The following is a 26,729-nucleotide window of genomic DNA, read 5'->3' as shown; positions in this document are numbered from 1 at the left end:
CAAGGCCCGGATCCTTGCGGATCCGGGCCGTGTCTGTCAGTAGCGGGGACAGGATTTGAACCTGCGACCTCTGGGTTATGAGCCCAGCGAGCTACCGAGCTGCTCCACCCCGCGCTGTGTTGTCACCACCGTATCACGGTGCGCGGGGTCGGCCGCCCGGCCGTTCTCGCAGGTCGTCAGAGGGTCAGCCGCCCTTCTTGCCGGAGCCGTCACCGGCGCTCTGGCTCTGTGGCTGGTTCTGCTTCTGCCCCGGCTTGTCGCCCGCCTTCGCCTCCGCCTTGGCGGCGCGGTTCAGAGCGTTCCTCAGATCGTCCTGGGCCCTGCCGTACGCCTGCCAGTCCTGCGGCTGCTTCTGGAGCGCGTCCTGGCCGTCCTGATACGCCTTCTGGGCGTCCTTGAGGGCTTCTTTCACCGTGGGGTTGGCGCTCGACGGTGGCTCCTGCCCGCCGTCGCTCGGTGGCTGCTGCTCGGACGACTTGCCGAAGACCGCGTCCAGGGCCTCGCCCAGCGTGTCCTTGAAGACGGTCTCCTTGCCGTAGGAGACGCCCACCTTCTTCAGCAGCGGGTAGTTGGCGCTGCCGCCGCGGGCGTAGACCGGCTCGATATACAGGAAGCCGTTGTCCAGTGGCACGGTGAGCAGATTGCCGTACTCGATGTCGGAGTCGGTGCCTCTGAGGTTCCGGACGAACTCGGCGACCTCCGGATCACCGTTGAGCTCGCTCTGCACCTGTTGTGGCCCTGGCACGTTGGAGGTGACCTTCAGCAGTCTTATCGTGCCGTAGTCCTTGCTGTTGGCATCCGCGTCGATCGACATGAACGCGCCCAGGTTGGGACGCCCGTTGGGGGTGAACGTCGTCGTCAGCGAGAACGTCTGCCCCTTCTGGTCGGGCATCTTCATGCTCAGGTAGTACGGCGGCACCGCGTTCCCGTCCTTGTGGGTCGGGTCCTCGGGGACCTGCCAGGCGTCACTGCCGCTGTAGAACTGCGTCGGGTCGGTGACGTGGTAGCGGGTCAGCAGCTCGCGCTGGACCTTGAAGAGGTCCTGCGGATACCGCAGATGCTCCATCAGGTCCTTGCTGATCTTCTCCTTGGGCTCGACCGTCCCCGGGAACGCCTTCTCCCAGGTCTTCAGGACCGGGTCCTTGGTGTCCCACTCGTAGAGCTTGACCGTGCCGTCGTAGGCGTCCACGGTCGCCTTCACCGAGTTGCGGATGTAGTTGACCTTGTTCTGCTGCGCGACCACCGAGCGGTCTCCGTCGCTCAGCGAGTCGGCCGTACTGTCGCCCAGGGTCGTGCGCGAGGCGTACGGATAGCCGTTGGTCGTGGTGTAGGCGTCGACGACCCACTTGATCCGGCCGCCGACCACCGCCGGATAGGCGTCGCCGTCGATGGTCAGCCAGGGGGCGACCTTCTCGACGCGCTCCTTGGGGGTGCGGTTGTACAGGATCCGCGAACCGTCGCCGATCGCGCCCGAGTAGAGGATCTGGGGCTCGCCGAACGCCACCGCGTAGGCGGCGCGGTTGACCGGGTTGGAGAGGCTGACCCCGCTCTTGCCCTTGTAGCTGGTGGTCTTCTCGCCGTTCTTCTCGTAGTCGAGCTCCTTCTGGGGACCACCGACTATCGAGTACTGATCGGTCTTCTCGCCGTAGTAGACCTGCTGCTTGTAGGTGCCGACCCCGCCGCCGCTGGAGCTCTTGGTGGGCAGCCCGGACTCGGTGAAGTCCGGCGAGCCGGCCGGGTCCGCGTTGGGATCGGTCGTGGTGCCCTTCGCCGCCACCATGCCGTAGCCGTGGGTGTAGGTGAAGTGGTCGTTGATCCAGTTCCGCTTGGGGATGCCGTTGAGGTTCAGCTCGCGGACACCGACGACGGTGTCCTGATCCTTGCCGTCCGCGCCCTTGTAGCGGTCGACGTCGAGCGTCGAGGGGAACTGGTAGTACTTCCGCTCCTGCTGGAGCTGCTGGAAGGTCGGCGAGATGACGCTGGGGTCGATCAGCCGGTAACTGGCCGTCGTATTGGCGTCCTTACGGAGCTTCTCGCCGCCCTCGCTGCCGTTCTTGCCGGAGTAGTCCGCCACCTTGGAGTCGTCGATGCCGTACGCCTGGCGCGTGGCCTCGATGTTCTTCTGGATGTACGGCGCCTCCTTGGCCTGCTCGTTCGGCTGGACCTGGAACTTCTGCACGATCGCCGGGTAGAGCCCGCCGATGAGGATCGCCGACAGCACCATCAGCCCGAAGCCGATGACCGGCAGCTGCCAGGTGCGGCGCCACAGCGTCGCGAAGAAGAGCACCGCGCAGATGGCCGCGATGCAGAACAGGATCGTCTTGGCGGGCAGATAGGCGTTGGCGTCCACATAGCGCAGACCCGTCCAGTTGCCCGTCGCCTTGAAGTCGCTGGACTTCACCGCGAGCCCGTAGCGATCCAGCCAGTACGCCACCGCCTTGAGTGCGACGAAGACGCCCAGCAGCACCGACAGATGACCGGTGGCCGCGGCGGTCGCGCGGGCGCCCGGGCTGGTGACCCGCAGGCCCCCGTAGAGGTAGTGCACCAGGGCGGCGGCGATGAGCGAGAGCACCGTGGCCGCGAAGCCGAAGCTCAGCAGAAAGCGGTACCAGGGCAGATCGAAGGCGTAGAAGGCCACGTCCTTGTGGAACTGCGGGTCCTTCTGGCCGAACGGCACTCCGTTGACCCACAGCAGCCAGATCTGCCACTGGCCGGCCGCCGAGGCGCCCGCGATCAGCCCGACCAGGGCGGTGACCGCGAGCAGCACCCACTTCTTGAACGGGGCGATGCCCATCCGGTAGCGGTCCAGGCTCTGCTGCTCCATGGACATCGCGCTGAGCGGCGGCCGCAGCCGGTGCGCCAGCCAGATGTTGATCCCCACCGCCGTGGCCATCAGCACGCCGAAGACGAAGAACAGCCCGATCTTCGTCTTCAGGGTCGTACTGAAGACGGACGAGTAATGAAGCGAGCGATACCAGAGCCAATCCGTCCAAAACCCGGCAAACATGACAAAGAGCATGGCCAAGACGGCCAGCACGCCCAGGGTCATGAGCAGGGTTCTGGCACGCCGGGACGGTCGGCCGACTCTCATCCGCGGCCCTGTCGGGCCTCCGCCGCGGTCCGGCATCTGGAAAGCCAAGGTGCGCACCTCGAAGTTCGCTGTCGATTGAGGGACCCTGAACTCCAGGGCCCACCTGATGCAACTTACTCAGGCTTTACTCAGTTCCCGTTTCCGGGTCCGAACAGGGCACGATATGAACCATGTCCAACGCAACCCCCGGCACCGACCCGCTGGCCTCGAATCCTCTGACCCGAGCCGTCCTCGAAATCGACGAGTACGCCTCAGGGCTCGGCTGGGACCAGCCCGCCCGGCTCTTCGCCCTCGTCGACACCGCCCGGCTGCGCGCCGAGGAGCCCGGCCTCGCCTCCCAGCTCGGCCTTGACGAGGGCGGCGAGGTAATCGCCGCCCTGACCCCCATCGAGCAGGACGAGCTGCCCTCCGGCGCCCCGCTGGACGAGTTCCTCGCCACCATCGCCTGGCCCGACGCCGTGACCGGCTGCGCCCTGACCGTCGAGCGGCAGATGCTGCCGCCGTCCGCCGAGGGCTCCGTGCCCAAGGGCCTGGCCGACGCCGAGCTGGCCAAGTGGGTCGCCGAGCACCCGGACCGCCAGGAGGTCCGGATGACCGTCGCCGTGCTGCGGAACGGCACGCGTGAGTCGGCCCTGCGGCTGCGGGAGAAGGACTCCCCGACCGAGGTGCTCACCGGTGCCGGCCTGGTGCCGGGCCTGGCGGAGGCGCTCACCGCCACCTTCGCCACCGACTGACCGCTGAGCGGGGGGCGCCGCTCAGCCCGTCGTGCACTTCGGCAGACCGGCGGTGTCCCCCTTACGGATCTTCTCGAGCGCCTTGAGGGCGTCGTCGATCGTGTGCACCTTGACCAGCCGCAGGCCGCCCGGCACGTCCTTGGCGGCGGCCGCGCAGTTCTCCTTGGGCGTGAGGAAGTAGCGGGCGCCCGCGTCGCGCGCGCCGATCGTCTTCATCTCGATCCCGCCGATCGGACCGACCGTGCCCTTGTCGTCGATGGTGCCGGTGCCCGCGATGTACTTCCCGCCGGTGAGATCGCCGGGCGACAGCCGGTCCACGATCCCGAGCGCGAACATCAGACCCGCGCTGGGCCCGCCCACGTCCGCCAGCTTGATGTCGATCCGGAACGGGAAGGTGTAGTCGACCCCGGCCTGGATGCCCACGATGGCGCGGGAGGGGCCCTGGTCCGCCTTAGCGGTGGTGATCGTGACGCGCTCCTCGCCGGTGGGCTGCTTGCCGCGCTTCTCCGCCGCGGCCACATCCTTGGCCGGGACGACCGAGAAGGCCACCTTCTGGCCCGGCTTGTGCTTGGTGACCAGTTTGGCGACGTCATCGGGCTCGCGCACCGCCGTGCCGTCCACCGACTTGATCACATCGCCCGCGTGCAGCTTGCCCTGGGCCGGGGCGCCCTTCTGGACGGCGCCCACGATGACATGCGCGGTGACCGGCTTCTTCAGCGCCCGCAGCGCGGCGACCTTGGCGGACGCCTGGGACTGGGTGAACTCCTCGGCGTTCTGCTGGTCGACCTGGTCCGGGGTCTTGTCGTCCGGGTAGAGGGTGCTGTGCGGCACGACCACGTCATCGTGCGCCAGCCAGCCGTAGACGGCCTCCACGAGGTTCATCCGGTACTCGGAGCCGGTGACGCGGACCGTGGTCATGTTCAGATGGCCACCCGTGGTCTCACAGCTCTTACGGCCCGAGATCTGCAGCACGCACTCCCCGTTGTGCTCGCCCAGGGTGTTGTACGTCGGCCCGGGAGACATCTCCGCGTACGGCACCGGGATCAGCACTCCGGCGCAGAGCAGCGCGATCAGCATCAGAAGGGAGGCGAGCATCGTCGCGGTGCGGCGTGGCATGGAACGACAGTACGGGACCCGTCCGTCAGTCCACTGTCGGGGCCGTCCGTACGAGGGGCGGCGGGGACGGGGCGCGGTCAGGCCGCGGCGTCCGAATCGGAGGACCGGCGCTCCATCGCCTCGCGGAAGCGGGCGTATCCGGCCAACTCAGCTACGTCCCCCCCGGACTTCCGTTTTACGGCCCGGGCGGCTATGCCCGCGTATATCGCCGCGGCTATCGCCGCGAACAGCGGAATCAGCAACCAGAGAAGCGCACCCACAGCAGCCTCCCGACCCCTGGAAAAATCGCGGCTCACGACCGCGACTGACAGATGAGCAGATTAGTCCTCTGCCAGGTCAACGCTCACGGCAGGGTGGGGGTTACGCAAGTGGAGTACACCCTTCCGTGCCCAACCGCATTCCCGCTACCCGCCCACCGGCCCTCCCGTCGCCCGACCACCACCCCTCAACGAGGCACTACGCGCCCACCCGCCCTCCCGTCACCCGACCACCACCCCTCAACGAGGCACTACGCGCCCACCCATTCCTCGGTGCCATCCGCGAATGACTGGTGCTTCCAGATCGGCACCTCACGCTTGAGGTCGTCGATCAGACGGCGGCAGGCGGCGAACGCCTCCGCGCGGTGCGGGCAGGAGACGGCCACCACCACGGCCAGATCGCCGATCACCAGATCGCCCACCCGGTGCACGGCGGCCAGCGCGCGGACCGGGAAGTCGGCCACGACCTTCTCGGCCACCCGGCGCAGCTCGGCCTCGGCGGTCGGATGCGCGGAGTAGCCGAGGGCGCCGACCTCCGCGCCTCCGTCGTGGTTGCGCACGGTGCCCACGAACAGCGCCGTACCGCCCGCCGCGGCATCCCCCACCGCCCCGAACACCTCGTCCACGGACAGGGGCCTGTCACGGACGGCGAGCAGCCGGATGGGGTTGGCGGCCGCGAGTTCGCCGGGATGATCGTACGAATGTGCCATGCCGTCCATCGTGCCGCACCGTCCCGTCCTCGCGTAATACCGGATCCCGGAAGGCGCCTTCCGGTACAGGCCCGTGGCAGGCGCGTCGCAGGCCCGGACCAGGCCCGTCTCAGGCCTTGTCTCAGGCCCGGCGGCGCGCCTTACGGGCGCGGCGCACGATCGCCGCGGTGCCCACCAGGGCCACGGTCGCGCCCGCGGCAGTGGCGCCGAGCGTCGTGGCGTCCTTACGGCCCAGGCGTCGGCCGGCGACCGTATGGCGGCCGGAGACCTCCTCCAGCAGCTCCGCCAGGACCTCCTCGTTGGTCCAGCGCGGCCGCCAGCCCGCCGCGTGCAGCCTGCTGCCGCTGATCGCCCACGGGTGCATCGTGTACGCGAGATCGCCGGCCGGGGACGGCGTCAGACCGAGCCGGTGCAGCCGGGAGGCGGCGCCCAACGCGACCGCCGAGGGCAATTCCATGCGCCGGATTCCGGACAGCTCCTCGACCTCCTCCTGCTCCAGCCAGCCCTCGCAACCGACCGCCAGCTCACCCTCGACCTTCTCCAGAGCGGCGTACTCCAGCGCGCCGACCAGGTCCTCCACATGGCAGAACTGCCAGGTGGGACGGGATCCGGCGACGACCAGCAGCCGCGGTGACTCGAAGTAGCGGGTGAGCGCGGTGTCCGTGCCACCGACCAGGATCGCCGGGCGCACGATGGTCACATTCAGCCCCGGATGCGCCCGGGGCGCGCGCTCCCCGAGCCGCTCGATCTCCAGGAGGTCGCCGACGCCGGTGGCCTCGGCGGTCGCCCGCAGCTCCGCGTCCTCGGCGAGCGGCACGGCGTTGTCCGGGAGCGCCCCGTAGACCATCGCGGAGGTGCACAGCACCACCCGGCGCACCCCGGCCGCCGCGGCGGCCGTAAGGACGGTCTGGGTGCCGCGCACGTTGTAGGCCGTGCGGGCGGCGGAGTCGGTGCCCAGGTCCAGGTCGACGGCGAGGTGGACCACCACGTCCGCGCCGCGCAGCTTCTCGGCGATGGCCGGATCGCGGACGTCCAGCACATGCCACTGCGCCTCGGTCACCTCACCGCGGCGTTCATCGATGGCCAGGACCTGCTTGACCTCTTCGGACTCCGCGAGCCGCTGCGTGAGCAGGGCACCTGGGCCCGAGGCGGCACCGGTCACCGCCACGACGGGTCGTCGTGCGGCGCGAGCCGTATCGTTTCGCGCAGCGCGAACTTCTCGGTCTGGGGAACTCACCGGGCGTCTCCAGCGGTTGTCTTCAGTACGGAGCGCATGCACGCATACGTACCAGGTGACGTCCATCCTGCCGCAGGGCGGCGATCAGCGAAGCACCGAGCCCGGAAACCGGCGAGGTGTCTAGGCTGGGTGGTGATGTCGGGCATCCGCCACCGGCCCGGGAGCCGGTGGCCCAACGAGCCGAGGAAACCCGTGAGTGACACCCCATTCGGATTCGGCCTTCCGCCGGAGGAGCCGGAGGACGGCGACGACGGCAAGAAGAAGGGCGGCCAGGGCGGCGAGCAGGGCCCCGCGAATCCCCTCGGGTTCGGAGGCGGACCCGGCGGAGCGGGCGGCGCGGACAATCCGTTCGCCGCGATGTTCGGTTCGCTGAATCCGGGCGACCTGGGCGCCGCCTTCCAGCAGCTCGGGCAGATGCTCTCCTACGAGGGCGGCCCGGTGAACTGGGACATGGCCAAGGACATCGCGCGCCAGACCGTGGCGCGCGGCACCGCCGACGGCAGTAAGGACGAGAGCGTCGGCCCCGCCGACCGTGCCGCGGTCCAGGAGGCCGTGCGCCTGGCGGACCTGTGGCTGGACGGCGTCACCTCGCTGCCCTCGGGCTCCGGGAGCGCCGTGGCCTGGAGCCGCGCCGAATGGGTCGAGGCGACCCTGCCGGTGTGGAAGGACCTGGTGGACCCGGTCGCCGAGCGGGTCGGCGCCGCCATGGGCGATGTGCTGCCCGAGGAGATGCAGGCCATGGCCGGCCCGCTGCTCGGGATGATGCGCTCGATGGGCGGCGCCATGTTCGGCACCCAGATCGGGCAGGCGCTGGGCGTGCTGGCCGGCGAGGTGGTCGGCTCGACCGATATCGGGCTGCCGCTGGGCCCGGCGGGCAAGGCGGCCCTGCTGCCGGTCAACATCGCGGCGCTCGGCTCCGGCCTCGGCGTGCCCAAGGAAGAGGTCCGGCTGTATCTGGCCCTGCGCGAGGCGGCCCACCAGCGGCTCTTCGCCCATGTGCCGTGGCTGCGCTCGCACCTCTTCGGCGCGGTCGAGGGGTACGCCCGCGGTATCAAGGTCGACACCGCCAAGCTGGAGGACGCGGTCGGCCAGCTCGACCCGACCCACCCCGAGCAGCTGCAGGAGGCACTGCAGCAGGGCATGTTCCAGCCCGAGGACACCCCCGAGCAGAAGGCCGCGCTGGCGCGCCTGGAGACCGCTCTGGCGCTGGTCGAGGGCTGGGTGGACGCGGTGGTGCACGCCGCCGCCAAGCCGCATCTGCCGTCCGCCGACGCCCTGCGCGAGACGCTGCGGCGGCGCCGGGCGAGCGGCGGCCCCGCCGAGCAGACCTTCGCCACGCTGATCGGCCTGGAGCTGCGGCCGCGCCGGCTGCGGGACGCCTCCCGGCTGTGGGCCTCGCTGACCGACGCCCGGGGCCTGGAGGGGCGCGACGGGCTGTGGGCGCATCCGGACATGCTGCCGACGGCGCAGGACCTCGACGACCCGGACGGCTTCGTCCACGGCGAGCAGCTTGACTTCTCCGAGCTGGACAAGATGCTCGGCGAGGCGGCGGGCGGTGAGGACCGTAAGGACGGCCCCGAGCGCCCCGACCTCCGTAAGGACGACCCCGACCGTCCCGACCTCCGTAAGGACAGCGAGAGCGGCGAGGACGACGACCGGGGCGACGGCGAGAAGTGAGTCTGCACCAGGACGCGGCGCGGGTGCTCACCGAGTGGCCCGCGCCCGATGCCGCCCAGGAGCGGCTGCGGCGGCATTACGGCGACCATCTGGCCGCGTATCCGGACGGCATGTGGAAGGCGTGCGGGGACGGCCACATCACGGCGAGCGCCCTGGTGGTCGACCCGGACTCGAAGCGCGTGCTGCTCACCCTGCACCGGAAGCTGCGGATGTGGCTGCAGATGGGCGGCCACTGCGAGCCGGACGACAGCACGCTCGCGGGCGCGGCGCTGCGCGAGGCCACCGAGGAGTCCGGGATCGAGGGGCTGACGCTGCTGCCTGGCGGCCCGGTGCGCCTCGACCGGCACCACACCCCCTGCGCCTGGCATCTGGACGTCCAGTACGCGGCGGTCGCGCCCCAAGGCGCGGTGGCGGCGATCAGCGACGAGTCACTGGATCTGCGCTGGTTCGGCTACGACGAGGTGGCGGATGTGGCCGATGAGTCGGTGCGGCACCTGGTGACGCGCACCCGCGCGCTGTTGTGAGGAGCGCGCCGGCCGCGAACCGGGGAGTCCGCGGCCGCCGTGCTCCATCGACGTGATCAACGTGACCGCGGTCAGTTGCTGAAGATATTGCCCTGGTTCTGACCACGGGCGCCCTGCTGGCCCATGCCGAACTGCGCGGCCATGCCGCCCCCGACCACCGCGTTCTGCGGCGGGAGCAGCTCGCTGGGCTGCACCAGGGCGTAGCCCTGGCCGAGGAAGCTGAGCTCCCAGCCCTCGCCGGTGTTGCCGCGCCGCCGCCAGACGCCCGAGGAGTGCGTCTGCGCCTGCATCTGGACCCGCAGTGAGCTGGACCAGGCGACGATGGCGTCCGCGTCGACGTTGACGTACTTGTCGGGGGTGACCTGGAGCAGCAGCGGCTGCCCCGAGGTCATCAGCGCGACCTTGCCGTGGCCGGAGATGTTGAGGTTGTACTTGCCGGAGCCGGAGATCCCGTACTGGCTGTCCACCGCGATCGTCTCCCAGTGCAGCGTGGAGTCGAGCGCGAGCACATAGGAGCTGTCGACGGTCAGCCCGTCGTGGTCCACGTCCATCACATGGATGTGCTGGGCGAGGTTGGCGAGGTAGACGGTGCCCTGCCCGGAGCAGCGCATCAGGTCCAGGCCCTCACCGGCGCGGCTGCGGGTCATGCGCTGCCCCGGCGTCTGGTACTCGCCGTCGAACTCGATGAGCCCCTGATAGGCGACCATGCTGCCCTTACGGGCGAGCACATCCTCATGGCCGCTCAGGGCGACCCGCAGCAGCTGCGGGTTCTGCAGCGCGTAGCGGTCCTGCGTCTGGGCCTCGGTGAAGGCGAAAAGCGGGCTCTGCATCTGGTGTCCCTCCCCCTCAGCCCCGGGCCCGGAGCCGGTCGGTGCTGTCCTCACTGGGCTGTACGACGACGAAGCCCTGCCCGGAGAATCCGAGCTGATATGCCTCGCCGCTGCCCCGGCCGATCAGGGACGACGCCTTGAAGCTGCGCTTGCCCTTCACCTTGAGCCCCGAGGACCAGGCCACGAGCGCGTCCGGGTCCACATAGGTCTCGTCCTCACCGCGGCCGCAGTCGACCACGATGGGGGTGCCGCGGGAGGTCAGGGCGACCCAGCCGGTGCCGGAGACGCCCACGTTGAACAGGCCCTGCCCGGCGAACTTGGCGATGCCCTTGACCCGTTCGACGCCCCACTGGAGGTGTGCGTCGAAGGCGAGGAGGTTGGTGCCGTTGACCGACAGCGCGTCGCCGTTGAGGTTGATGCACACGACGTTGGCCCCGTAGTCGGCGAGGTAGAGCAGCCCGTCGCCGCTGCACCGCATCAGCGGGGCGCCCTCGCCGGTCAGCCACTGGGAGGCCATCTGACGTACCGCCGGCGGGTTGGGCTCGTACTGGACGAAGCCCTCATAGGCCACCATCGAGCCGGTGCGGGCGAAGAGGTCCTGGCCGCTCTGCATGGCGACCTTGAGCATGCTGGCGCCGTGGTTCTCCATACGGGCGGCGACCGGGGCGGGTGCGAAGCCCGAGATCATTTGCTGGTCCATGACGGGCTCCTTCAGACCTCGTAGGGCTGGACGACGATGAAGTTGCCGGGCGCGCCACGGAACTGGAGGTTCACGGTCTCCCCGCTGTGGCCGGGATAGGCGCTGCGGCGCAGCCGCACCTGGCTGGAGATGATCACCTGGGATCCGGCGGACCAGGCCACGATGGCGTTGCTGTCGGCGAAGGTGGTCGGGGTGACGGGGAGGACGACCGGCGTGCCCTCGGTCTTCACCACGACGGTGCCGGTGCCCTGGAACTGCATGGTGAACAGCGCGCCACCGGGGATGCCGTGACCCTCGATCCGGCGCACCTCGTGGTGCAGCGACTCGTCGAAGGCGAGCACGTTCTCGGCGGCGACACAGATGGCGTCGCCCTGGAGCTCGATCGGGTGGAGTTCGGCGGCGTTCTCGGCGAGGAAGACCTGGCCCTGGCCGGTGCAGCGCATCAGCTGCATCTCCTGGCCGGTCGCGTTGCCGACGATCCGGCCGCGGAAACCGGCGCCCTTGTAGCTGAAGTCGACCTTGCCCTGGTAGAGCACCATCGTGCCCTGGCGGGCGAGCACGGGCTGCCCGCCGACGCCGAGGTCGACCCGCATCAGCCGGGGGTTCTGCGGCGTCCAGCGCTGGCCGGTGGGCGCCTCGCGGTACTGGACGAGCGCGGCCTGGAGCCCGGGCGCGCCACCGCCCTGGGGGACGCCCATGGCCTGCGGCTGACCGTAAGGAGCGGGCTGACCGGGGTGGCCTGGCTGACCGGCCTGGCCGGGGTACGGCTGGGCGGGCGGCTGACCGTACGGCGCGGGGGCGGGCGGGGTCTGGCCCGGCGGCTGTCCGAAGGGGGCCTGCTGGCCCGGAGGCGGGGGCGGCGGCACCTGGCCGGGCGGGGGCACCTGCCCAGGGGGCGGCACCTGACCGGGCGGCGCGATGGGTGCGGCGATGGTCGGGGCGCCGTGCATCTGCGGGGTGCCGGGGGCGGGCGGCTGAACGCCCTGAGGGGGCGTGCCCTGGGGCGTTCCCTGCGGAGGCGTACCCGGGGCGGGCATCCCTTGGGGCGGCATCCCCTGCGGGGGCATCCCCTGGGGCGGCATCCCCTGCGGCGGCGTTCCCTGGGGAGCGCCGAAGGCGGGGGCGGGCTGCGGTGCGGGCGGCGCCGGGGCGGCCGGGGCAGCGGTCGCGGCCGGGGCTGCGAAGCCCGGGGCGGGGGCTGCCTGGCCGGGCGGCGCGAAACCGGGCGCGGCGCCCTGGGCGGGGGCGGGCTCCTCCTCGGCCACTTCACCGCCGAAGTTCTTGAGCAGCGCGTCCAGTCCCCCGTCGAAGCCCTGCCCGACGGCGGCGAACCGCCAGACGTCCTTGAGGTAGAAGTCGCCCAGCATCACCGCGCGTTCGGTGCTGAACTCCGAACCGGTGAAGGAATACCGGGCCACCTCCTCGCCGCCCGCGACGATCCGGATGTAGCCGGGGCCGATCTGCGACATCTGCCCGGCGCCGTCGAGGGTCGCGGTGAAGGAGAGCTTCTGGATGGCGGAGGGGATGCTGTCGAGCGTGACACGGAACGAATCCGTGTCACCGGCCTGCGCCCCGAGTTGCTGTATCGCTTCTTCAGGGGATTTCGGCTGGTTGAAGAAGATGAAGTAGCGGTCGTCCGACAGCCGCTCGTTCGCGTCGAGCCCGAAGCAGCTGATGTCGAACGTCAGGCCGGGCCCGGCGATCTGCACCCCGACGTACAGATCCCTCCCGGCCGTCAGATCACTGATCCTGGCCTTGTGGCCGCGCTGGAATTCCCTGGCCATACGTTAGGACCGTCCCCCATCGCCGTACCGGTGAGTGCATTGCGCGCCAGGCTAACCGCTGCCGCCGACTATGAGCGACGCCAAGGAACACGGGTGTGGTTCCGTTACGGCACGGGGGTGGTTCCGTTACGGCACACGCGTGGCCCCACGGCCGCGCGTGGTCCCCTACGGCTGGTCGTCCCCGGGCCCGGAAAGATGCGGCAACCGCCCGGCGGCGACCACCCCTTCGAGATAGCCCCGCGCCCGCTCGGTCCGCGGATACGCCTCCAGAAGCTGCCAGAAGCGCCGGCCGTGACCCGGCACCAGCAGATGGGCCAGCTCGTGGAGGAGCACATAGTCCACGACGTACTCGGGCATGCCCTGGAGCCGGTGCGAGAGCCGGATGCTGCCCTCGGCGGGGGTGCACGACCCCCAGCGGGTGTTCTGGTTGGTGACCCAGCGGACGGAGGCGGGCCGGGCCCGCCCGCCCAGGTACTGGCCGGAGAGCAGCTCGGCGCGGGCGGCCAGCTCCGCGTCGCCCAGCATCCGCTTGCTCTCCTGCGCGGCCAGCTTGTCCAGCATGACGCTCACCCAGCGCTGCTCCTCGGCCTCGGACATCCGGGCGGGGATGAGGACGACGGTGCGGTCGCCCTCGCGATAGGCGGAGACCGTCCTGCGCCGCCGGCTGCTCCGGCGGACCTCGACCGCGCTCGCGCCCGAGCCTCGGCTCTGCGGGCTCGGGACGGTGCGCGGTGCGCTCGCGGCGCTGCGGGGGTTCTCCCCCGCGGTGCGAGAGGACGGATCGGCGGGCACGCCCCGACGTTACCCGGTGGCCGCCGGGGAAGTCCCGCCCCGCACCTTGTTGCGGACCGAACCACTCCACGGTGTGCACGGCTTGTACGACCGGCGTTCGTACGACTTATTCCACCGCCTGTGGATAACGCTCTGCGGGCTTCGGGTGCCGGCCCGCATGCTGAGGGCGGTGCAACGGAAGCGAACCGGTGCAACTCAACGCGAAAAGTCATGAACAGGTAAGTACAGACACGAAGATCCACAGAACATCACACGGGGGGGCGGCGATGCATCCGATGCTCAAGCCCGCGCTGCGGCGCGGCTGGCGGAGCCGGGACACGATCCAGTTCGGGGTGGCCCGGGCGCATGCGGTGGTGATGGGGCCGGTGGACACGGCCACGGGCAGCTTTCTGGAGCTGCTGGACGGCACACGCGGTCTGCCGCTGCTGCGGCAGGAGGCCCGGGCCATCGGGCTGCCGGAGGGCCGGGCCGACGCACTGGTGGACCGGCTGGCGGCGGCCGGTCTGCTGGACGAGCCGAGGGACGGCGGTGAGCCCGCCGCGGCCCTGGACCGGCTGCGGCCCGACGCGGGGGCCCTGTCGGTGCTGCATCCCGAGCCCGGGGCGGCGGCGCGGCTGCTCGCCGCACGGCGGGCGATGCGGGTTCAGGTGCGAGGCGCCGGCCGGGTCGGGGCGGCGGTCGCGGCCGCGCTGTCGGGCTCGGGGATCGGCCGGGTCGATGTGGTGGACGGAGGCCGTGTCGAGCCCTGGGATGTGGCTCCCGGCGGGCTGTCGGCCGAGCAGATCGGGGAGCGCAGGGATGTGGCCGCGCGTCGCGTGGTGCGACAGACCGCGCCCGGTCCGCTGCCGCGCCGGTCCGTGCGTGAGCGGACCTGCGCAGAAGAGCAGGTCCCCTCGGGAGAGCCCGGTCTGGCGCTTGTGGTGATCGCCCCGCGTGACGGCCTCGCCGCATACGCACCGGATCCGGAGTCGGCCCAGCCGCTGCTCGCCTCCGGGACACCCCATCTCTATGCGGGAGTCCTCGAGGCGACGGGGGTCGTGGGGCCCCTGGTGGTGCCGGGCATGACGCCCTGCGCGGGCTGTGCCGCGGCGGGCCGTGCCGAGCGGGAGCCCGTCTGGCCGCGGATGCTCGCGCAGTGGCGGTCCGGGCGGCGGCGGACCGCCCCGGCCTGTGACGCGGCGCTGGCGATGGTGGTGGCGGGGCTCACCGCGGTGCAGGCGCTGGCCTTCCTCGACGGCCGGCCCTCCGGGGGCGCGGGGGTCCGGTGGGAGTTGGCGCTTCCCTCCCTCGTCTGGGAGGCGCGTCCGGTCGTAGCACATCCCGGATGCGGCTGCGGAGCAGCCGGGGAGGAGGATGCCGTATATGCCTCGGCCGCAGAGGCACCGCACGCGACAATGTCCGGGTGACCCACGTCCGTGGAGTGGGCGACGGGGGCCCGGGGGCCACCCTCCGGGATGGCACGGCTGTAGTTGGAGGGGCGCATGACCGATCTGCCGCGCAAGGCGATCACCCGTACCGCCAAACTGGCGGCGCTGCCCTTGGGATTCGCGGGGCGCGCCACGTGGGGGCTCGGGAAGCGGATAGGGGGACGGCCGGCGGAGATGGTCGCGCGCGAGGTACAGCAGCGCACCGCCGAGCAGATGTTCAAGGTCCTCGGTGAGCTCAAGGGCGGGGCCATGAAGCTCGGGCAGGCCATGTCGGTCTTCGAGTCGGCGCTGCCCGAGGAGATAGCCAGGCCCTACCGAGCGGCCCTGACCAAGCTCCAGGAAGCGGCCCCTCCCATGCCCAGCCGCACGGTCCACGCGGCTCTGGAGGAGCGGCTGGGCCCGGACTGGCCGGAGCTGTTCCAGGAGTTCGAGGACAAGCCGGCGGCGGCCGCCTCGATCGGGCAGGTGCATCGGGCGGTCTGGCACGACGGGCGCACGGTGGCGGTCAAGGTGCAGTACCCGGGCGCGGGCGAGGCGCTGCTGTCCGACCTCAACCAACTGAGCCGCTTCGCCCGGGTGCTGGGGCCGCTGGTACCGGGGCTGGACATCAAGCCGCTGATCGCGGAGTTGCGCGACCGGGTCGCCGAGGAGCTGGACTACGAACTGGAGGCGGCGTCCCAGCGGGCCCATGCGGAGGAGTACGCGCAGGACGCGGAGATCGTGGTGCCCGCGGTGGTGCACCAGAGCGATCAGATACTGATCACCGAATGGCTCGAGGGGATACCGCTCTCCGAGGTGATCGCCGACGGCACCCAGGAGGAGCGGGGCCGCGCCGGGCAGCTACTGGCCCGCTTCCTGTTCTCGGGGGCGTCCCGCACCGGACTGCTGCACGCCGATCCGCATCCGGGAAACTTCCGGCTGCTGACCGGTGACGCCCCGGACGGACCGCCGGAGCGGTGGAAGCTGGGGGTGCTGGACTTCGGTTCGGTGAACCGGCTCCCGGAAGGGCTTCCGGAGCCCATCGGCATCGCACTGCGCATGGCACTCCAGGGCGACGCCATGGGGGTCTACGAGCTGATGCGCGGGGAGGGCTTCGTCAAGCCGACCATCGAGATGGACCCGGACGACCTGCTGGACTTTCTGCTGCCGATCCTCGAACCGGCCCAGGTCGACGCGTTCGTCTTCGACCGGCAGTGGCTGCGCAGCCAGGCGGCGCGGATGGCCGACCGTCACTCCCCCGTCCATGAGCTGGGCAATCAGCTGAATCTGCCGCCCGCCTATCTGCTGATCCACCGGGTGACCCTGAGCACCATCGGGGTGCTGTGCCAGTTGGGCGCCACGGTGCGGCTGCGGGATGAACTCGAGGCATGGGTCCCCGGCTTCGCCAAGAGCCCGGAACCCGAGGACGGCGCCGAAGCTGAAGAAGGCGCCGCAACCGGAGAAGCCGTCGAAGCCGAAGAACTCGCCGGTATCGAAGAAGGCGCCGAAGCCAAAGAAGCCGCCGGAACCGGGGAAGCCGCCAAAGCCGGAGAAGGTGCCGCACAGGGCACCGAGGAGAAGTCCGAGGCCGCGGAGACCTCGGCCTGAGCACGCGCGGCACCCGGCCGCGCCTCTGCCGCCGGGTGGTGTCGCCCCGGAGCGCAGGCGCTTCGGGGTAGCCAAAGGGCCGGTCCGATCGGACCGGCCCTCTGTGGTCACGTGACGGGTCGGCGTATGACCCGTCGGCGTGTGGTGCTGTCAGCCCCGGCTCTGGCCGGTACCGCACCTGGTGGTCACTGCATGAGCGCCATGGCCAGGGCACGGCGGGCGCGGAGCGAGGCACGCTCCGCGCGGCGCTGCATCCGGCGGGCGGCGGCGAGCCGAGCGGCGGGCCGTTCGGACTCTGCCTCCTGAAGCCGGTCGTGCATATGCGCACGCGCCAGGGCTTCTTGGATGAGTTGCATCTCTCGGTTCCTGTTCTGGCGCGACTCGGGCGCGCCGGACGTTTCGGGTGCTGGGGTGTCGGAGACCGGTGGGGTCATCGTCGGGACCTGCTTCATGGGGTCGTGCGTCGCTGGGCGATCGATGGTGCCGGTGGTGCTCATGCCGCAACCGGGTTCTTACGCGGGCGGCCACGCGGCCGCTTGCGGGCGACCACCACGCCCTGGACGAAGAGCTCCCCGCCCCAGACGCCCCAGGGCTCGCGACGGTCCTTGGCACCGGCGAGGCAGGCCTCACGCAGCGGGCAGGTCTGGCACAGCGACTTCGCGTACTCGACGTCGGCCGGGGACTCGGCGAAGAAGACCTCCGGGTCGTACGAACGGCACGGAACAGCTACACCCAGGTTCTCGATGGCGTCATCGAGTTCGGTGAGGGCGGTGAGCGGGGTCAAGGAGTCCTCCGAGGAGTCAGGCGGTGGGTTCAGGTCGGTCGATGCGGACGGGGCGTGTGCGTTGAGTTGCACGGTGTGTGGTCCTCGTCTCTTTGGTCCGGCTGGTGGCCGGGCTCTGGCAAATCAAAAGGGCCGCGGATCCCGGTGTGGGTTCCGCGGCCCTGGAAGGTGCCGACCTGATCCTGGATCAGGCTGGATAACTCCAGGGTTCGAGCCTGCGGAAGGCCCACGTCTTGTGGTGCTGCTGCGTCGCCCGGGATTCGGCACCATTGGCCGCAAAGGCATAGGCCATTGCCTGTGCCACTGCCGTTACCGCAGGTGCCTGGATCGGTCGCTCACTGAGGCGCTCCTCATTGACGCCGGGCATACCGGTGCCAGGAAGCGCGGAGCCGAGCAGGCAGGTGGCGACGACCGATCGATCGGCCTTTTTGATGGTGTTGATGAAGGTGATCACTGGTCTTCGCCTCCTCTCGGCGTCTCAGGGACCGATCGAAACCAGTCCGGGTGTTCAGTACAACACGGAATCCTCGGCTCCTGGAAGGGCCGTTGTCTCCGTGTTCGGAAGGCTATGGGTATGGCCTCCGCGCGCGCAAACTATTTTTCCGTCGAGTTTTGCCAAGGGTCACCCGAATGGCTTCCCCCGGCACCGTCGTCCCCCTCGCCATCGACTGCCGAGGGCAGTTCCCGCCCCTCGCACAGCGCGAGAACGTCGGCTCCGAACCGGTCGAGCTTGCGTCGTCCGACACCGGCGATGCGGGCGAGCTCCGATCCGGTTCCCGGAACGGCCTCGGCGATCGCGAGCAGTGTCTTGTCGGTGAACACGCAATAGGCCGGCTGTCCCAGCAGCCCCGCCTGCTCCGCCCGCCAGTCGCGCAGCCGCTCATAGAGCGCCTCGTCCAGCTCGGACGGGCAGCCCTCGCAGCGCATCAGCTTCATCTCGCCCGCGTCGGTCAGCGCCCGGCCGCACACCCGGCAGTGGACCGGACCGCGCCGCCTGCGCACCCCGCCGCCCCCGCCCGGGGCCGCCGCCCCGCGCTCGATTCCGCCGGCCCCGCCGAGGGTGCGGGCGCCCACGGCCTGGGAGCCGGGCCGCAGCCCGTTGAGAAAGCGGGTGGGGCGACGGGAGGCCCGGCCGCCCGGAGCCCGCGAGAGCGCCCAGGACAGCGTCAGATGGTGACGGGCGCGGGTGACCCCCACATAGAGCAGCCGACGCTCCTCCTCGATCTGCTGGTCCGTCTTGGCGTAGGTGATCGGCACCATCCCCTCGGTGAGACCGACCAGGAAGACGGCGTCCCATTCGAGGCCCTTGGCCGCGTGGAGTGAGGCGAGGGTCACACCCTCGACGGTCGGGGCGTGCTGCGCCGCCGCCCGCTCGTCGAGCTCCGCCACCAGATCGGAAAGCGTGGCCCCGGGGCGGCTGCCCGCGAAGTCCTCGGCGAGCCGCACCAGGGCGGCCAGGGACTCCCAGCGGTCGCGCACCGCGCCCGACCCCGCCGGGGGCTCGGGCGTCCAGCCACGCGTGCCCAGCACGGCCCGCACCTGGGACGGGATGTCGGCATCCGCCAGCGCCGGGTCGGTACTTCTGCCGCGGGCCGCGCCGCGCAGCAGCAGCCCCGCCTCGCGCACCTCGGGCCGCTCGAAGAACCGCTCGGCGCCGCGGAGCTGATAGGGCACCTGGGCATCGGCCAGCGCCTGCTCATAGAGCTCCGACTGGGCGTTGACCCGGTAGAGGACCGCGATCTGGCTCGCCGGGACGCCGCCGCCCCCCTGCTCGACCGGGGTGATCAGCTCGCGGATCCGGCGGGCGGTGCCCTCGGCCTCGGCCGGCTCGTCCGCATAGGCGGCGTAGACCGGGTCGGGGCCCGCCTCCCGCTGGGAGACCAGCTCCAGCCGGTGCTCGGCGGCCCGGCCGCGGGCCTGGGAGAGCAGCCCATTGGCCAGGTGGACCACCTGCGGGGTGGAGCGGTAGTCCCGGATCAGCTTGACCACCGTGGCCCCGGGGTGGCGGGTGCGGAAGTCCAGCAGATGGTCGGGGGTGGCGCCGGTGAAGGAGTAGATGGTCTGGCTGGCGTCCCCGACCACGCACAGGCTGTCCCGGTCGCCCAGCCACAGCTCCAGCAGCCGCTGCTGCAGCGGGCTGACGTCCTGGTACTCGTCGACCACGAAGTGCTGGTACTGACGGCGCACCTGATCGGCGATGTCGTGCCGCTCCTGGAGCACACCGACCGTGAGGAGCAGCACATCCTCGAAGTCGATGACGCCGCGGTCGCGCTTCAACTGCTCATAGGTGGCGTAGATCCGGCCGATCTCGGCGGCGTCGCGGGGGGCCTCCCGGCCGGATTTGGCGGCCACGGCCGGATAGTCCTCGGGCACGGTCTGGGTGACCTTCGACCATTCGATCTCGCCGGTCACGTCCCGCAGCTCATTGCGGTCCAGCCGGACCCGGCACCGCGTGGCGGCCTCTGCCACGAGCTGCACCTTGCGCTCGACCAGCCGCGGCACCTCACCGCCGACCGCCTTGGGCCAGAAATACTGCAACTGCCGCAGGGCCGCCGAGTGGAAGGTGCGCGCCTGCACCCCGCCCGCGCCGAGCTGCCGCAGCCGGCCGCGCATCTCCCCCGCCGCCCGGTTGGTGAAGGTGACGGCCAGCACACTGGCGGGCTGGAGCATGCCCGCGCGCACCCCATAGGCGATCCGGTGGGTGATGGCGCGGGTCTTGCCGGTGCCGGCCCCGGCCAGCACGCACACCGCGCCGTGCAGGGACGTCGCCACCTCGCGCTGCTCGGGGTCGAGCCCGTCGAGCACCGCGTCGGCGTCACGCGGCGTGGCCGCGTAGGAACCCGGTGTGGAGCCCTGCGGGAACAGAGTGGAGGACGTTGCTGCAGTCACCCCGCCATGCTGCCAGGTCCCCTGGGACCCCCGTGCCGGTTGTCCACAGCCGTGGCCTTCCGGTCATATGAATCCGGGAATGACCGGCGGAGGGTGAGCGTTCACCTTCTGCCCACCCAACACGACCCCGAGGAGAGCGAAGACCGATGTCCGGCACTGTGACGATGTACAGCACCACCTGGTGCGGCTACTGCCGCCGTCTGAAGGGGCAGATGGACCGCGAGGGCATCGCCTACACCGAGATCAACATCGAGCAGGACCCGGAGTCCGCGGCCTTCGTCGAGAAGGCGAACGGCGGCAACCAGACGGTGCCGACCGTTCTCTTCCCCGATGGGTCGACCCTGACCAACCCGTCCTTGGCGCAGGTCAAGGCCAAGGTCGGCGGCTGAGTCAGCCTCGCGGCAAGGGCTCGCCGTACCAGAGTTCGATCAGCCGGGCCGCGATCGAGATACCGGACGGAGGCAGGACCTCCCCGGACTCGATCGCGGCCCGCAGGTCGTCCCGGGAGAACCAGCGCGCCTCGTGGATCTCCTCCCCGTCCACCTGGATCAGGGAGGACGTGGCCTGTGCCATGAAGCCGAGCATCAGGCTGGACGGGAACGGCCACGGCTGGCTGGCCACGTACTCGACCTCGCCGACCGTGACGCCCGCCTCCTCCGCCACCTCGCGGACCACGGCCTGCTCGATCGACTCGCCCGGCTCCACGAAGCCCGCCAGCGTCGAGAAGCGCCCCTCCGGCCAGTGCACCTGCCGCCCCAGCAGCGCACGGTCCTGCTCGTCCCGCACCAGCATGATCACGGCAGGGTCGGTCCGCGGGTAGTGCTCGGCGCCGCACGCGGGGCAGCGGCGGATATGACCCGCCGCCGCGATCATCGTGCGCTCACCGCAGCGTGAGCAGAAGCGGTGCAGCCGCTGCCAGTTCTCCAACGCGACCGCGTGCACCAGCAGCCCCGCGTCGCGCTCGGACAGCAGCGCGCCCGCCTCGCGCAGCCCGGCGGGGCGTGCCGACTGGTCCATCCGCCCCGGCAGGGAGTCCTTCTGCAGCGCGAAGTAGCGCACGCCCTCCTGGTCGGTGCCCAGGAAGTAGCGGTGGTTCTCGGTGGGCGGGGCCTCGAAGGACGGGGTCATGACGAGCTCGGTGCGGCCGTCCGGGGTGTCGTCGACCAGGGCCTGGCCGCCGGAGACCACGAAGACACGCGTCGTCGGGTGACTCCACGCCGCCGCCAGCCACGCCTCGTCCAGGCGGTGATGCGCGGAGCGGTCGATGCCGCTCGGGGCAGCGAGCGTGATCGGCCGGTCGGTGGCGTGGTCGGTCCAGGTGGTCACGGTTGCTTCCAACTCCCCCAGCGAAATGGGTGGTTTACGTACATGAGCGAGCTATTCCCGCCCATTCTCGGCGAGATCGTCCCAGAGATGGGCGGCCGTCTCGGCACCCTTCATGAGCAGGCCGAGCTCGACCTTCTCGTTGGGCGCGTGCCAGCCGTCGGACGGCACCGAGATGCCCAGGAAGAGCACCGGGGCGCCGAGGACGTCCTGGAGATCGGCGGCGGGGCCCGATCCGCCCTCGCGGGTGAAGCGGACCTCCTGGCCGAAGGCGCGCCCCATGGCCCGGACGACCGACTGGAGCGCGGGGTGGTCCAGCGGGGTCAGACAGGGGCGGGTGGCGCCCCAATAGGTGATCTCATGGCGGATACCGGCCGGGAGCCGGGCGGCGACCCAGTCCCGTACGGCCGACTGGACCTTCTCCACGTCCTGCCCGGCCACCAGCCGGAAGGACAGCTTCAACTGGGCGGCCGAGGGCACGATGGTCTTTCCGCCCGGCCCTTGATAGCCTCCGCCGATGCCGTTGACCTCGGCGGTCGGACGGGCCCAGATCCGCTCCAGGGTGGAGTACCCCGCCTCGCCGAGCGAGGCCCGCGAATGCGCGGTCCGCAGCCAGCCCGCCTCGTCGAAGGGCAGCTCGGCGAAGAGCTCGCGCTCACGGTCGGTCAGCTCCACGACACCGTCGTAGAAGCCGGGGATGGCCACCTTACGGTCGGCGTCGTGCAGCGCGGCGGCCAGACGGGCGGCCTCGGTGGCCGGGTTGGGGACCGCGCCGCCGAAGGAGCCGGAGTGGATGTCCTGGGCGGGCCCGTGGAGATCGATCTGGCATTCGACGAGGCCCCGCATGCCGGTACAGACGGTCGGGGTGTCCTCGGACCACATCCCGGTGTCGGAGACGATCACGGTGTCGCAGGCCAGCCGGTCGGCGTGCGCGCGGATCAGCTCGGAGAAGTGCGGGGAACCGGACTCCTCCTCGCCCTCGATCAGCAGCTTGAGGTTCACCGCGGGCGCGCCACGGCCGGTCACGGCCAGATGCGCGCGTATCCCCAGGGTGTGGAAAAGGACCTGCCCCTTGTCGTCGGCGGCGCCGCGGGCGTAGAGCCTGCCGTCCTCGATGACGGGCTCGAAGGGGTCGGTGCGCCAGCCGTCCTCGCGGTCGGCGGGCTGGACGTCGTGGTGGCCGTAGACGAGCACCGTAAGGGCGTCGGGATCGCCGGACGGCCATTCGGCGAAGACGGCCGGGGCGCCCGGTGTGTCCCATATCTCAGCCACCGGGAAGCCCGTCGCGGCCAGATGGCCCCTCAGCCACTCGGCGCTGCGCCGGACGTCGTCGGCGCGGGCCGGGTCGGCGGATACGGACGGGATGCGCAGCCACTCGGAGAGTTCGGCGAGAAAGGCGGCGCGATGGTCGTCCACATAGGCGCGGACGGCGTTGTCCGTGTCCGGGGTGTTGCTCATGCATGTGAGCCTATCCGGCCCGCGCCGGGACGAGGGCGGGGGCCGCCGGGGCGCTCATGAGCGCTCGCTCTCGGTGACGGCTTCGGCGTCGGTATGGTCATTTCCGGCCGCGCCCTCGGCCCCGTCCCCGGCCACGTCCGCCTCCGCGCCCCCATCCCCCTCATCCGGCTCGCCGAGCGGACCGCCGCCGGTCCCGCCGCCCGGCTCCCCGAGCAGGACGCGCTCGAGCCCGGCCCGGCCGGGCAGTCCGGCGGGGCGCACGACCTCACCGCTGCGCACGTACACGAACGCCGCCGTGACCGCCGACAGGGGCAGTCCATGCTGCTCGGCCCAGGCGAGGCGGTAGATGGCCAGCTGGAGCGGGTCGGCGTCCTGGGAGCGGCCGGTCTTCCAGTCGACGATCTCGTAGCGCGGGCCGCCGTCGGGGCCGCTTCCGGACGCGCGGTACACCGCGTCGATCCGGCCGCGGATGATGCGGCCCGCCAGGGTCAGCTGGACCGGCACCTCCACGCGGTAAGGGGTGCGACGGGCGTACGGCGTGCGCGCGAACGCCTCCTTGAGCGCGGTCAGATCCCGCTCGTCGGCGATCTCCGCCTCGTCCTCCTCGCCGCCAGGCAGCTCGTCGGGGCCGAGGAAGGGCAGCGACAGCGCCTCGAAGCGCGCTTCGACCCAGGCGTGGAAGCGGGTGCCGCGCCGCGCGGCGGGGCGCGGCGGGCGGGGCATGGGGCGGGCCAGCTCCCGTGCGAAAGCGTCCGGGTCGTCGGCGAGGCGCAGCAGCTGGGAGGCGGTCAGCGTCCCCGGCAGGGGCACCTCGTGCACGGTCTCGCGGGCGCGGCGCAGCTCCCCGGCGAGCGCGTCCAGATCGCGGTCCCAGGAACTCGCCAGCCGGGCCTCCTCGGGTGCCAGCTCGTCCTCGGCCGGTTCTCGCGTGATATCCGGCACACCGGGTTCCGGTGCGCCGTAAGGATCGGCGTGTGGCCCGTCGCCGTACGGCTCGTCCTCGTATGGCTCGTACGAGTCGTCGGCAGCTCCGTACGCGTCCGCGTCCTCGTAAGGGTCCTCCGGAGGCGCGGGCCACTCCGGGTCCTCCAGGGGTTCAGGCTCCTCCGGTGGCTCCAGATCGTCCATGGGCTCCGGGAACGGACCCCCGTCAGCCGAGGAGTGCCCCCCGTCCTGCGCGGTCGGCCCCTCCCCCGCCGTCTCGATGCGCGCCAGATGGGCGAGCACCACATCGGCGGCGCGCCGCCGGTGGCGCAGCGCTGCCGGGTCCAGCGGAAGCGGCCAGGCCCGGTCGGCCGCCGACGCCCGCAGGGCCGGGTTCTCCGCGCCCTCCTCCGGCGGCTCGGCCCATGCCTCGACCTCGCCGTACCCGGCCTCACAGTGCTCGCGCAGCGCGTCCAGGAAGGCCGACGGGCCGCGCGGCCGCTTCTGGGTGGGGCCCCACCAGTGGCCGGAGCCCAGGAGCAGCGACCGCGGCCGGGTGAACGTCACATAGCCAAGCCGGAGCTCCTCGGTCCGCTGATGCCCCTTCATGGCGTCCTTGAAGGCCGCGATCCCCTTGCTGTCCCAGGCGGTGACGTCCGGGAGGGTCCGCGCGTCCCCGCGCAGCTCATGCGGCAGGACCTTCGCGTTCGCCGTCCAGGACTCGCGGGACTGCTCGCTCGGGAACTGCTTGGCGACCAGCCCCGGCACCGCCACCACGTCCCACTCCAGCCCCTTGGACTTGTGGGCGGTGAGCACCTTGACCGTGTTCTCACCGCCGGGGAGGGCGTTGTCGAGCCCCTTCTCGTACTGCGCGGCGGTGCGCAGGAAGCCGAGGAAGCCCTGCAGGGTGGCCTCGCCCTCCACGGCCGCGCCGCCCTCCCGGCCCGCGAAGGCGGCCGCGACGTCCAGGAAGTTGCCGAGCGTCTCGCGGCGGCGCGCGGCCAGGGCGTGCGGTGAGGCGGACAGCTCGACCTCGAGGCCCGTGGTGGCCAGCACCCGGTGGAGCACGTCCATCAGCGGATCGGCCAGCGAGCGGCGCAGTTCGCGGAGTTCGGCGGCGAGCCGGGCGAACCGGATCCGTGCCTCGGCCGAGAAGGGCAGCCCGTCGTCCGGGCCGCCGCCCGCCTCCAGGAAGGTGTCGAGGGCGTCGGCGAGGGAGATCACCTCGGAGGGGTCGGTGCCCTCGACGGCCCCGGGGAGCCGTAGGTCCGGATCGTCGTCCGCCCCGTCCGGCCCGCCGTGGAAGACCAGCGCGCGGGCGCGGCGGCCGAGCAGCGCGAGGTCGCGGGGGCCGATCCGCCAGCGCGGCCCGGTGAGCAGACGGACCAGCGCGGCGTTGGCCCCCGGGTCCTGGAGGACCTCGCAGACGGCCACCAGATCGGCGACCTCCGGCAGATGCAGCAGCCCCGACAGGCCCACCACCTCCACCGGAATGTCCCGCTCCACCAGGGCGCCCTGGATCTGCGCGAAGTCACCCGCCGTACGGCACAGGACCGCGATCTCACCGGGCGGGGTGCCGGTGCGCACCAGGTGGGCGATGGAGTCGGCGAGCCAGGCCAGCTCCTCGGCGTGGGTGGGCAACAGCGCACAGCGCACCGCTCCGTCCCGCTCGGCACCGGGCGCGGGGCGCAGTGCCTCGACGCCCTCGTGCATCGCGCGCAGCGGGGCGGCCAGCCCATTGGCGAGGTCCAGGAGGCGGCCCCCGCTGCGCCGGTTCTCGCTGAGCGCGAACCGCCGCGCCGGGCTGTTGTCGGCGTGCCGGAAGTGCTCGGGGAAGTCGTCCAGGTTGGCCACGGAGGCGCCGCGCCAGCCGTAGATGGCCTGGCAGGGGTCGCCGACGGCGGTGACGGGGTGTCCGGTGCCGCCGCCGAAGAGACCGGACAGCAGCAGCCGCTGGGCGACCGAGGTGTCCTGGTACTCGTCGAGCAGGACGACCGCGAACTGCTCGCGCAGGATCCGACCGACCTCCGGGTGGTCGAGGGCCAGGGTCGCCGAATGGGCGATCTGGTCGCCGAAGTCGAGCAGATCGCGGCGCCGCTTCTCCTCGCGGTACGCCTCGACCAGGCCCAGCAGCTCCTGGCGGGCGCGGGCGGCCTCGGGCACCTTGCGCAGCGCCTCGTTGGTGAGCCGCGCCCCCTCCAGGGTCCGCAGCAGCTCGGTGTCGTACGCGCGCAGCCGCTCGGCGGGGACGAGGTGCTCGGCGAGCTCGGCGTCGAGCGCGAGCAGATCGGTGACCAGGTCGGAGAAGGGGCGGGTGAGCGCCGGATACGGGCCGGGGGCCGAGCGCAGGACGCGCGCGGCGAGCTGGAAGCGGGTGGCGTCGGCGAGCAGCCGGGCGCTCGGCTCCAGGCCGACGCGCAGCCCGTGGTCCTTGAGCAACTGTCCGGCGAAGGCGTGGTACGTGGAGATGACGGGCTCGCCCGCGGCCTCCTCGGTGGCGCCCGGATCCGGGTCCTGGTCCACGATGCCCGCCGTGACGAGGGCCCTACGGACCCGCTCGGCCAGCTCTCCGGCGGCCTTGTTGGTGAAGGTGAGGCCGAGCACCCGGTCGGGCGCGACCTGTCCGGTGCCGACCAGCCAGACGACGCGGGCGGCCATCACCGTGGTCTTGCCGGAGCCCGCCCCGGCGACGATCACCTGCGGGGCGGGCCGTGCGGTGATGCACGCCACCTGCTCAGGGGTGAACGGGATCCCGAGGAGTTCCTTGAGCTCCTCGGGATCGGTGATGCGGGCTGCCACTCCAGTGAGGCTATCGGTGCCCACCGACATGCCCCGCCGCCCTCGCCGCCCCGGTGGGCGGCGGCCCCGGGGTCCGGGCCCGATAC

The 26,729-nt window shown here is 71.5% G+C and carries 22 protein-coding genes and 1 tRNA gene; 6 read left to right on the top strand and 17 right to left on the bottom strand.

From position 1 onward, the window contains the following. Positions 1-40: 40 nt before the first annotated feature. Together STRVI_RS06255 and STRVI_RS06250 are read right to left on the bottom strand one after the other, a co-directional pair. Positions 41-114, bottom strand: a tRNA-Met gene (locus tag STRVI_RS06255). Between the two features lie 70 nt (positions 115-184). After that, complete coding sequence (locus STRVI_RS06250) at positions 185-3,127, bottom strand: UPF0182 family membrane protein (RefSeq protein WP_078505678.1); 2,943 nt, start codon at positions 3,125-3,127, stop codon at positions 185-187. 134 nt (positions 3,128-3,261) lie between these two features. Here STRVI_RS06250 and STRVI_RS06245 point away from each other — a divergent pair, with 134 nt between their 5' ends. Continuing rightward, positions 3,262-3,825 carry a PPA1309 family protein gene (locus tag STRVI_RS06245; protein WP_014054773.1) on the top strand — a complete coding sequence of 188 codons (564 nt, stop codon included), beginning with the start codon at positions 3,262-3,264 and terminating at the stop codon, positions 3,823-3,825. Between the two features lie 21 nt (positions 3,826-3,846). Here STRVI_RS06245 and STRVI_RS06240 read toward each other — a convergent pair whose 3' ends face one another. The 4 genes from STRVI_RS06240 to STRVI_RS06225 all read right to left on the bottom strand — a co-directional run bounded on the left by STRVI_RS06240 (position 3,847) and on the right by STRVI_RS06225 (position 7,145). Further along, a complete protein-coding gene (locus tag STRVI_RS06240) occupies positions 3,847-4,941 on the bottom strand; it encodes a YlbL family protein (protein ID WP_043235473.1) in 1,095 nt (364 codons plus the stop codon). A gap of 77 nt (positions 4,942-5,018) precedes the next feature. Next, on the bottom strand, positions 5,019-5,201 hold the full coding sequence (locus STRVI_RS06235) for a hypothetical protein (RefSeq protein ID WP_014054771.1): 183 nt from the start codon (positions 5,199-5,201) through the stop codon (positions 5,019-5,021). A gap of 248 nt (positions 5,202-5,449) precedes the next feature. Further along, positions 5,450-5,908: a molybdenum cofactor biosynthesis protein MoaE gene (locus tag STRVI_RS06230; protein ID WP_043238057.1), complete on the bottom strand. Its 459-nt coding sequence runs from the start codon at positions 5,906-5,908 to the stop codon at positions 5,450-5,452. A gap of 121 nt (positions 5,909-6,029) precedes the next feature. Beyond that, positions 6,030-7,145 (bottom strand): NAD-dependent epimerase/dehydratase family protein, encoded by a 1,116-nt coding sequence (locus STRVI_RS06225; RefSeq protein ID WP_014054769.1) that lies wholly within the window; start codon positions 7,143-7,145, stop codon positions 6,030-6,032. 192 nt (positions 7,146-7,337) lie between these two features. Here STRVI_RS06225 and STRVI_RS06220 point away from each other — a divergent pair, with 192 nt between their 5' ends. Together STRVI_RS06220 and STRVI_RS06215 are read left to right on the top strand one after the other, a co-directional pair. Continuing rightward, positions 7,338-8,822 carry a zinc-dependent metalloprotease gene (locus tag STRVI_RS06220; RefSeq protein WP_014054768.1) on the top strand — a complete coding sequence of 495 codons (1,485 nt, stop codon included), beginning with the start codon at positions 7,338-7,340 and terminating at the stop codon, positions 8,820-8,822. Then, positions 8,819-9,346 (top strand): NUDIX hydrolase, encoded by a 528-nt coding sequence (locus tag STRVI_RS06215; protein ID WP_014054767.1) that lies wholly within the window; start codon positions 8,819-8,821, stop codon positions 9,344-9,346. The genes STRVI_RS06220 and STRVI_RS06215 overlap by 4 nt, the downstream gene beginning before the upstream one ends. A 71-nt stretch (positions 9,347-9,417) precedes the next feature. Here the strand turns inward: STRVI_RS06215 and STRVI_RS06210 are convergent, their stop codons facing one another. The 4 genes from STRVI_RS06210 to STRVI_RS06195 all read right to left on the bottom strand — a co-directional run bounded on the left by STRVI_RS06210 (position 9,418) and on the right by STRVI_RS06195 (position 13,452). Beyond that, positions 9,418-10,176: an AIM24 family protein gene (locus tag STRVI_RS06210; protein ID WP_014054766.1), complete on the bottom strand. Its 759-nt coding sequence runs from the start codon at positions 10,174-10,176 to the stop codon at positions 9,418-9,420. A gap of 16 nt (positions 10,177-10,192) precedes the next feature. Further along, positions 10,193-10,876, bottom strand: coding sequence for an AIM24 family protein (locus tag STRVI_RS06205; protein WP_014054765.1), 684 nt, complete (start codon positions 10,874-10,876; stop codon positions 10,193-10,195). A gap of 11 nt (positions 10,877-10,887) precedes the next feature. Then, entirely contained in the window at positions 10,888-12,660 is a 1,773-nt protein-coding gene (locus STRVI_RS06200; RefSeq protein WP_014054764.1) for a TerD family protein, read from the bottom strand. A gap of 165 nt (positions 12,661-12,825) precedes the next feature. Next, on the bottom strand, positions 12,826-13,452 hold the full coding sequence (locus tag STRVI_RS06195) for a M48 metallopeptidase family protein (protein ID WP_014054763.1): 627 nt from the start codon (positions 13,450-13,452) through the stop codon (positions 12,826-12,828). 266 nt (positions 13,453-13,718) lie between these two features. On the opposite strand from STRVI_RS06195, the gene STRVI_RS06190 reads away from it, so the two are divergent. Together STRVI_RS06190 and STRVI_RS06185 are read left to right on the top strand one after the other, a co-directional pair. Continuing rightward, positions 13,719-14,858: a ThiF family adenylyltransferase gene (locus STRVI_RS06190; protein ID WP_014054762.1), complete on the top strand. Its 1,140-nt coding sequence runs from the start codon at positions 13,719-13,721 to the stop codon at positions 14,856-14,858. A 75-nt stretch (positions 14,859-14,933) separates the two neighbouring features. Next, the gene (locus STRVI_RS06185) at positions 14,934-16,466 is read left to right on the top strand and encodes an ABC1 kinase family protein (RefSeq protein ID WP_014054761.1); all 1,533 of its coding nucleotides are present in this window, start codon (positions 14,934-14,936) and stop codon (positions 16,464-16,466) included. Positions 16,467-16,651: 185 nt separating this feature from the next. Here STRVI_RS06185 and STRVI_RS06180 read toward each other — a convergent pair whose 3' ends face one another. The 4 genes from STRVI_RS06180 to STRVI_RS06170 all read right to left on the bottom strand — a co-directional run bounded on the left by STRVI_RS06180 (position 16,652) and on the right by STRVI_RS06170 (position 20,139). Further along, positions 16,652-16,963, bottom strand: coding sequence for a hypothetical protein (locus STRVI_RS06180; RefSeq protein ID WP_014054760.1), 312 nt, complete (start codon positions 16,961-16,963; stop codon positions 16,652-16,654). Next, the gene (locus tag STRVI_RS06175; RefSeq protein ID WP_014054759.1) at positions 16,960-17,322 is read right to left on the bottom strand and encodes a WhiB family transcriptional regulator; all 363 of its coding nucleotides are present in this window, start codon (positions 17,320-17,322) and stop codon (positions 16,960-16,962) included. Before STRVI_RS06175 ends, STRVI_RS06180 begins: the two co-directional genes overlap by 4 nt. Positions 17,323-17,437: 115 nt before the next feature. Further along, entirely contained in the window at positions 17,438-17,704 is a 267-nt protein-coding gene (locus STRVI_RS47515; protein ID WP_014054758.1) for a hypothetical protein, read from the bottom strand. Positions 17,705-17,844: 140 nt separating this feature from the next. Further along, entirely contained in the window at positions 17,845-20,139 is a 2,295-nt protein-coding gene (locus STRVI_RS06170; protein ID WP_014054757.1) for an ATP-dependent DNA helicase UvrD2, read from the bottom strand. Positions 20,140-20,285: 146 nt separating this feature from the next. Here STRVI_RS06170 and STRVI_RS06165 point away from each other — a divergent pair, with 146 nt between their 5' ends. Then, complete coding sequence (locus STRVI_RS06165; RefSeq protein WP_014054756.1) at positions 20,286-20,528, top strand: mycoredoxin; 243 nt, start codon at positions 20,286-20,288, stop codon at positions 20,526-20,528. 1 nt (position 20,529) lies between these two features. Here STRVI_RS06165 and nudC read toward each other — a convergent pair whose 3' ends face one another. The 3 genes from nudC to STRVI_RS06150 are packed head-to-tail and all read right to left on the bottom strand — an operon-like array spanning position 20,530 to position 26,643. Continuing rightward, a complete protein-coding gene (nudC, locus tag STRVI_RS06160; protein ID WP_014054755.1) occupies positions 20,530-21,465 on the bottom strand; it encodes an NAD(+) diphosphatase in 936 nt (311 codons plus the stop codon). A gap of 51 nt (positions 21,466-21,516) precedes the next feature. Next, positions 21,517-22,920 carry a dipeptidase gene (locus tag STRVI_RS06155; protein WP_014054754.1) on the bottom strand — a complete coding sequence of 468 codons (1,404 nt, stop codon included), beginning with the start codon at positions 22,918-22,920 and terminating at the stop codon, positions 21,517-21,519. A gap of 54 nt (positions 22,921-22,974) precedes the next feature. Beyond that, on the bottom strand, positions 22,975-26,643 hold the full coding sequence (locus tag STRVI_RS06150) for an ATP-dependent DNA helicase (RefSeq protein WP_078505142.1): 3,669 nt from the start codon (positions 26,641-26,643) through the stop codon (positions 22,975-22,977). Between the last annotated feature and the right edge of the window lie 86 nt (positions 26,644-26,729).

The sequence above is a fragment of the Streptomyces violaceusniger Tu 4113 genome, from assembly GCF_000147815.2.
Lineage (GTDB): Bacteria > Actinomycetota > Actinomycetes > Streptomycetales > Streptomycetaceae > Streptomyces > Streptomyces violaceusniger_A.
This window is presented reverse-complemented; position numbering and strand designations above follow the sequence as displayed.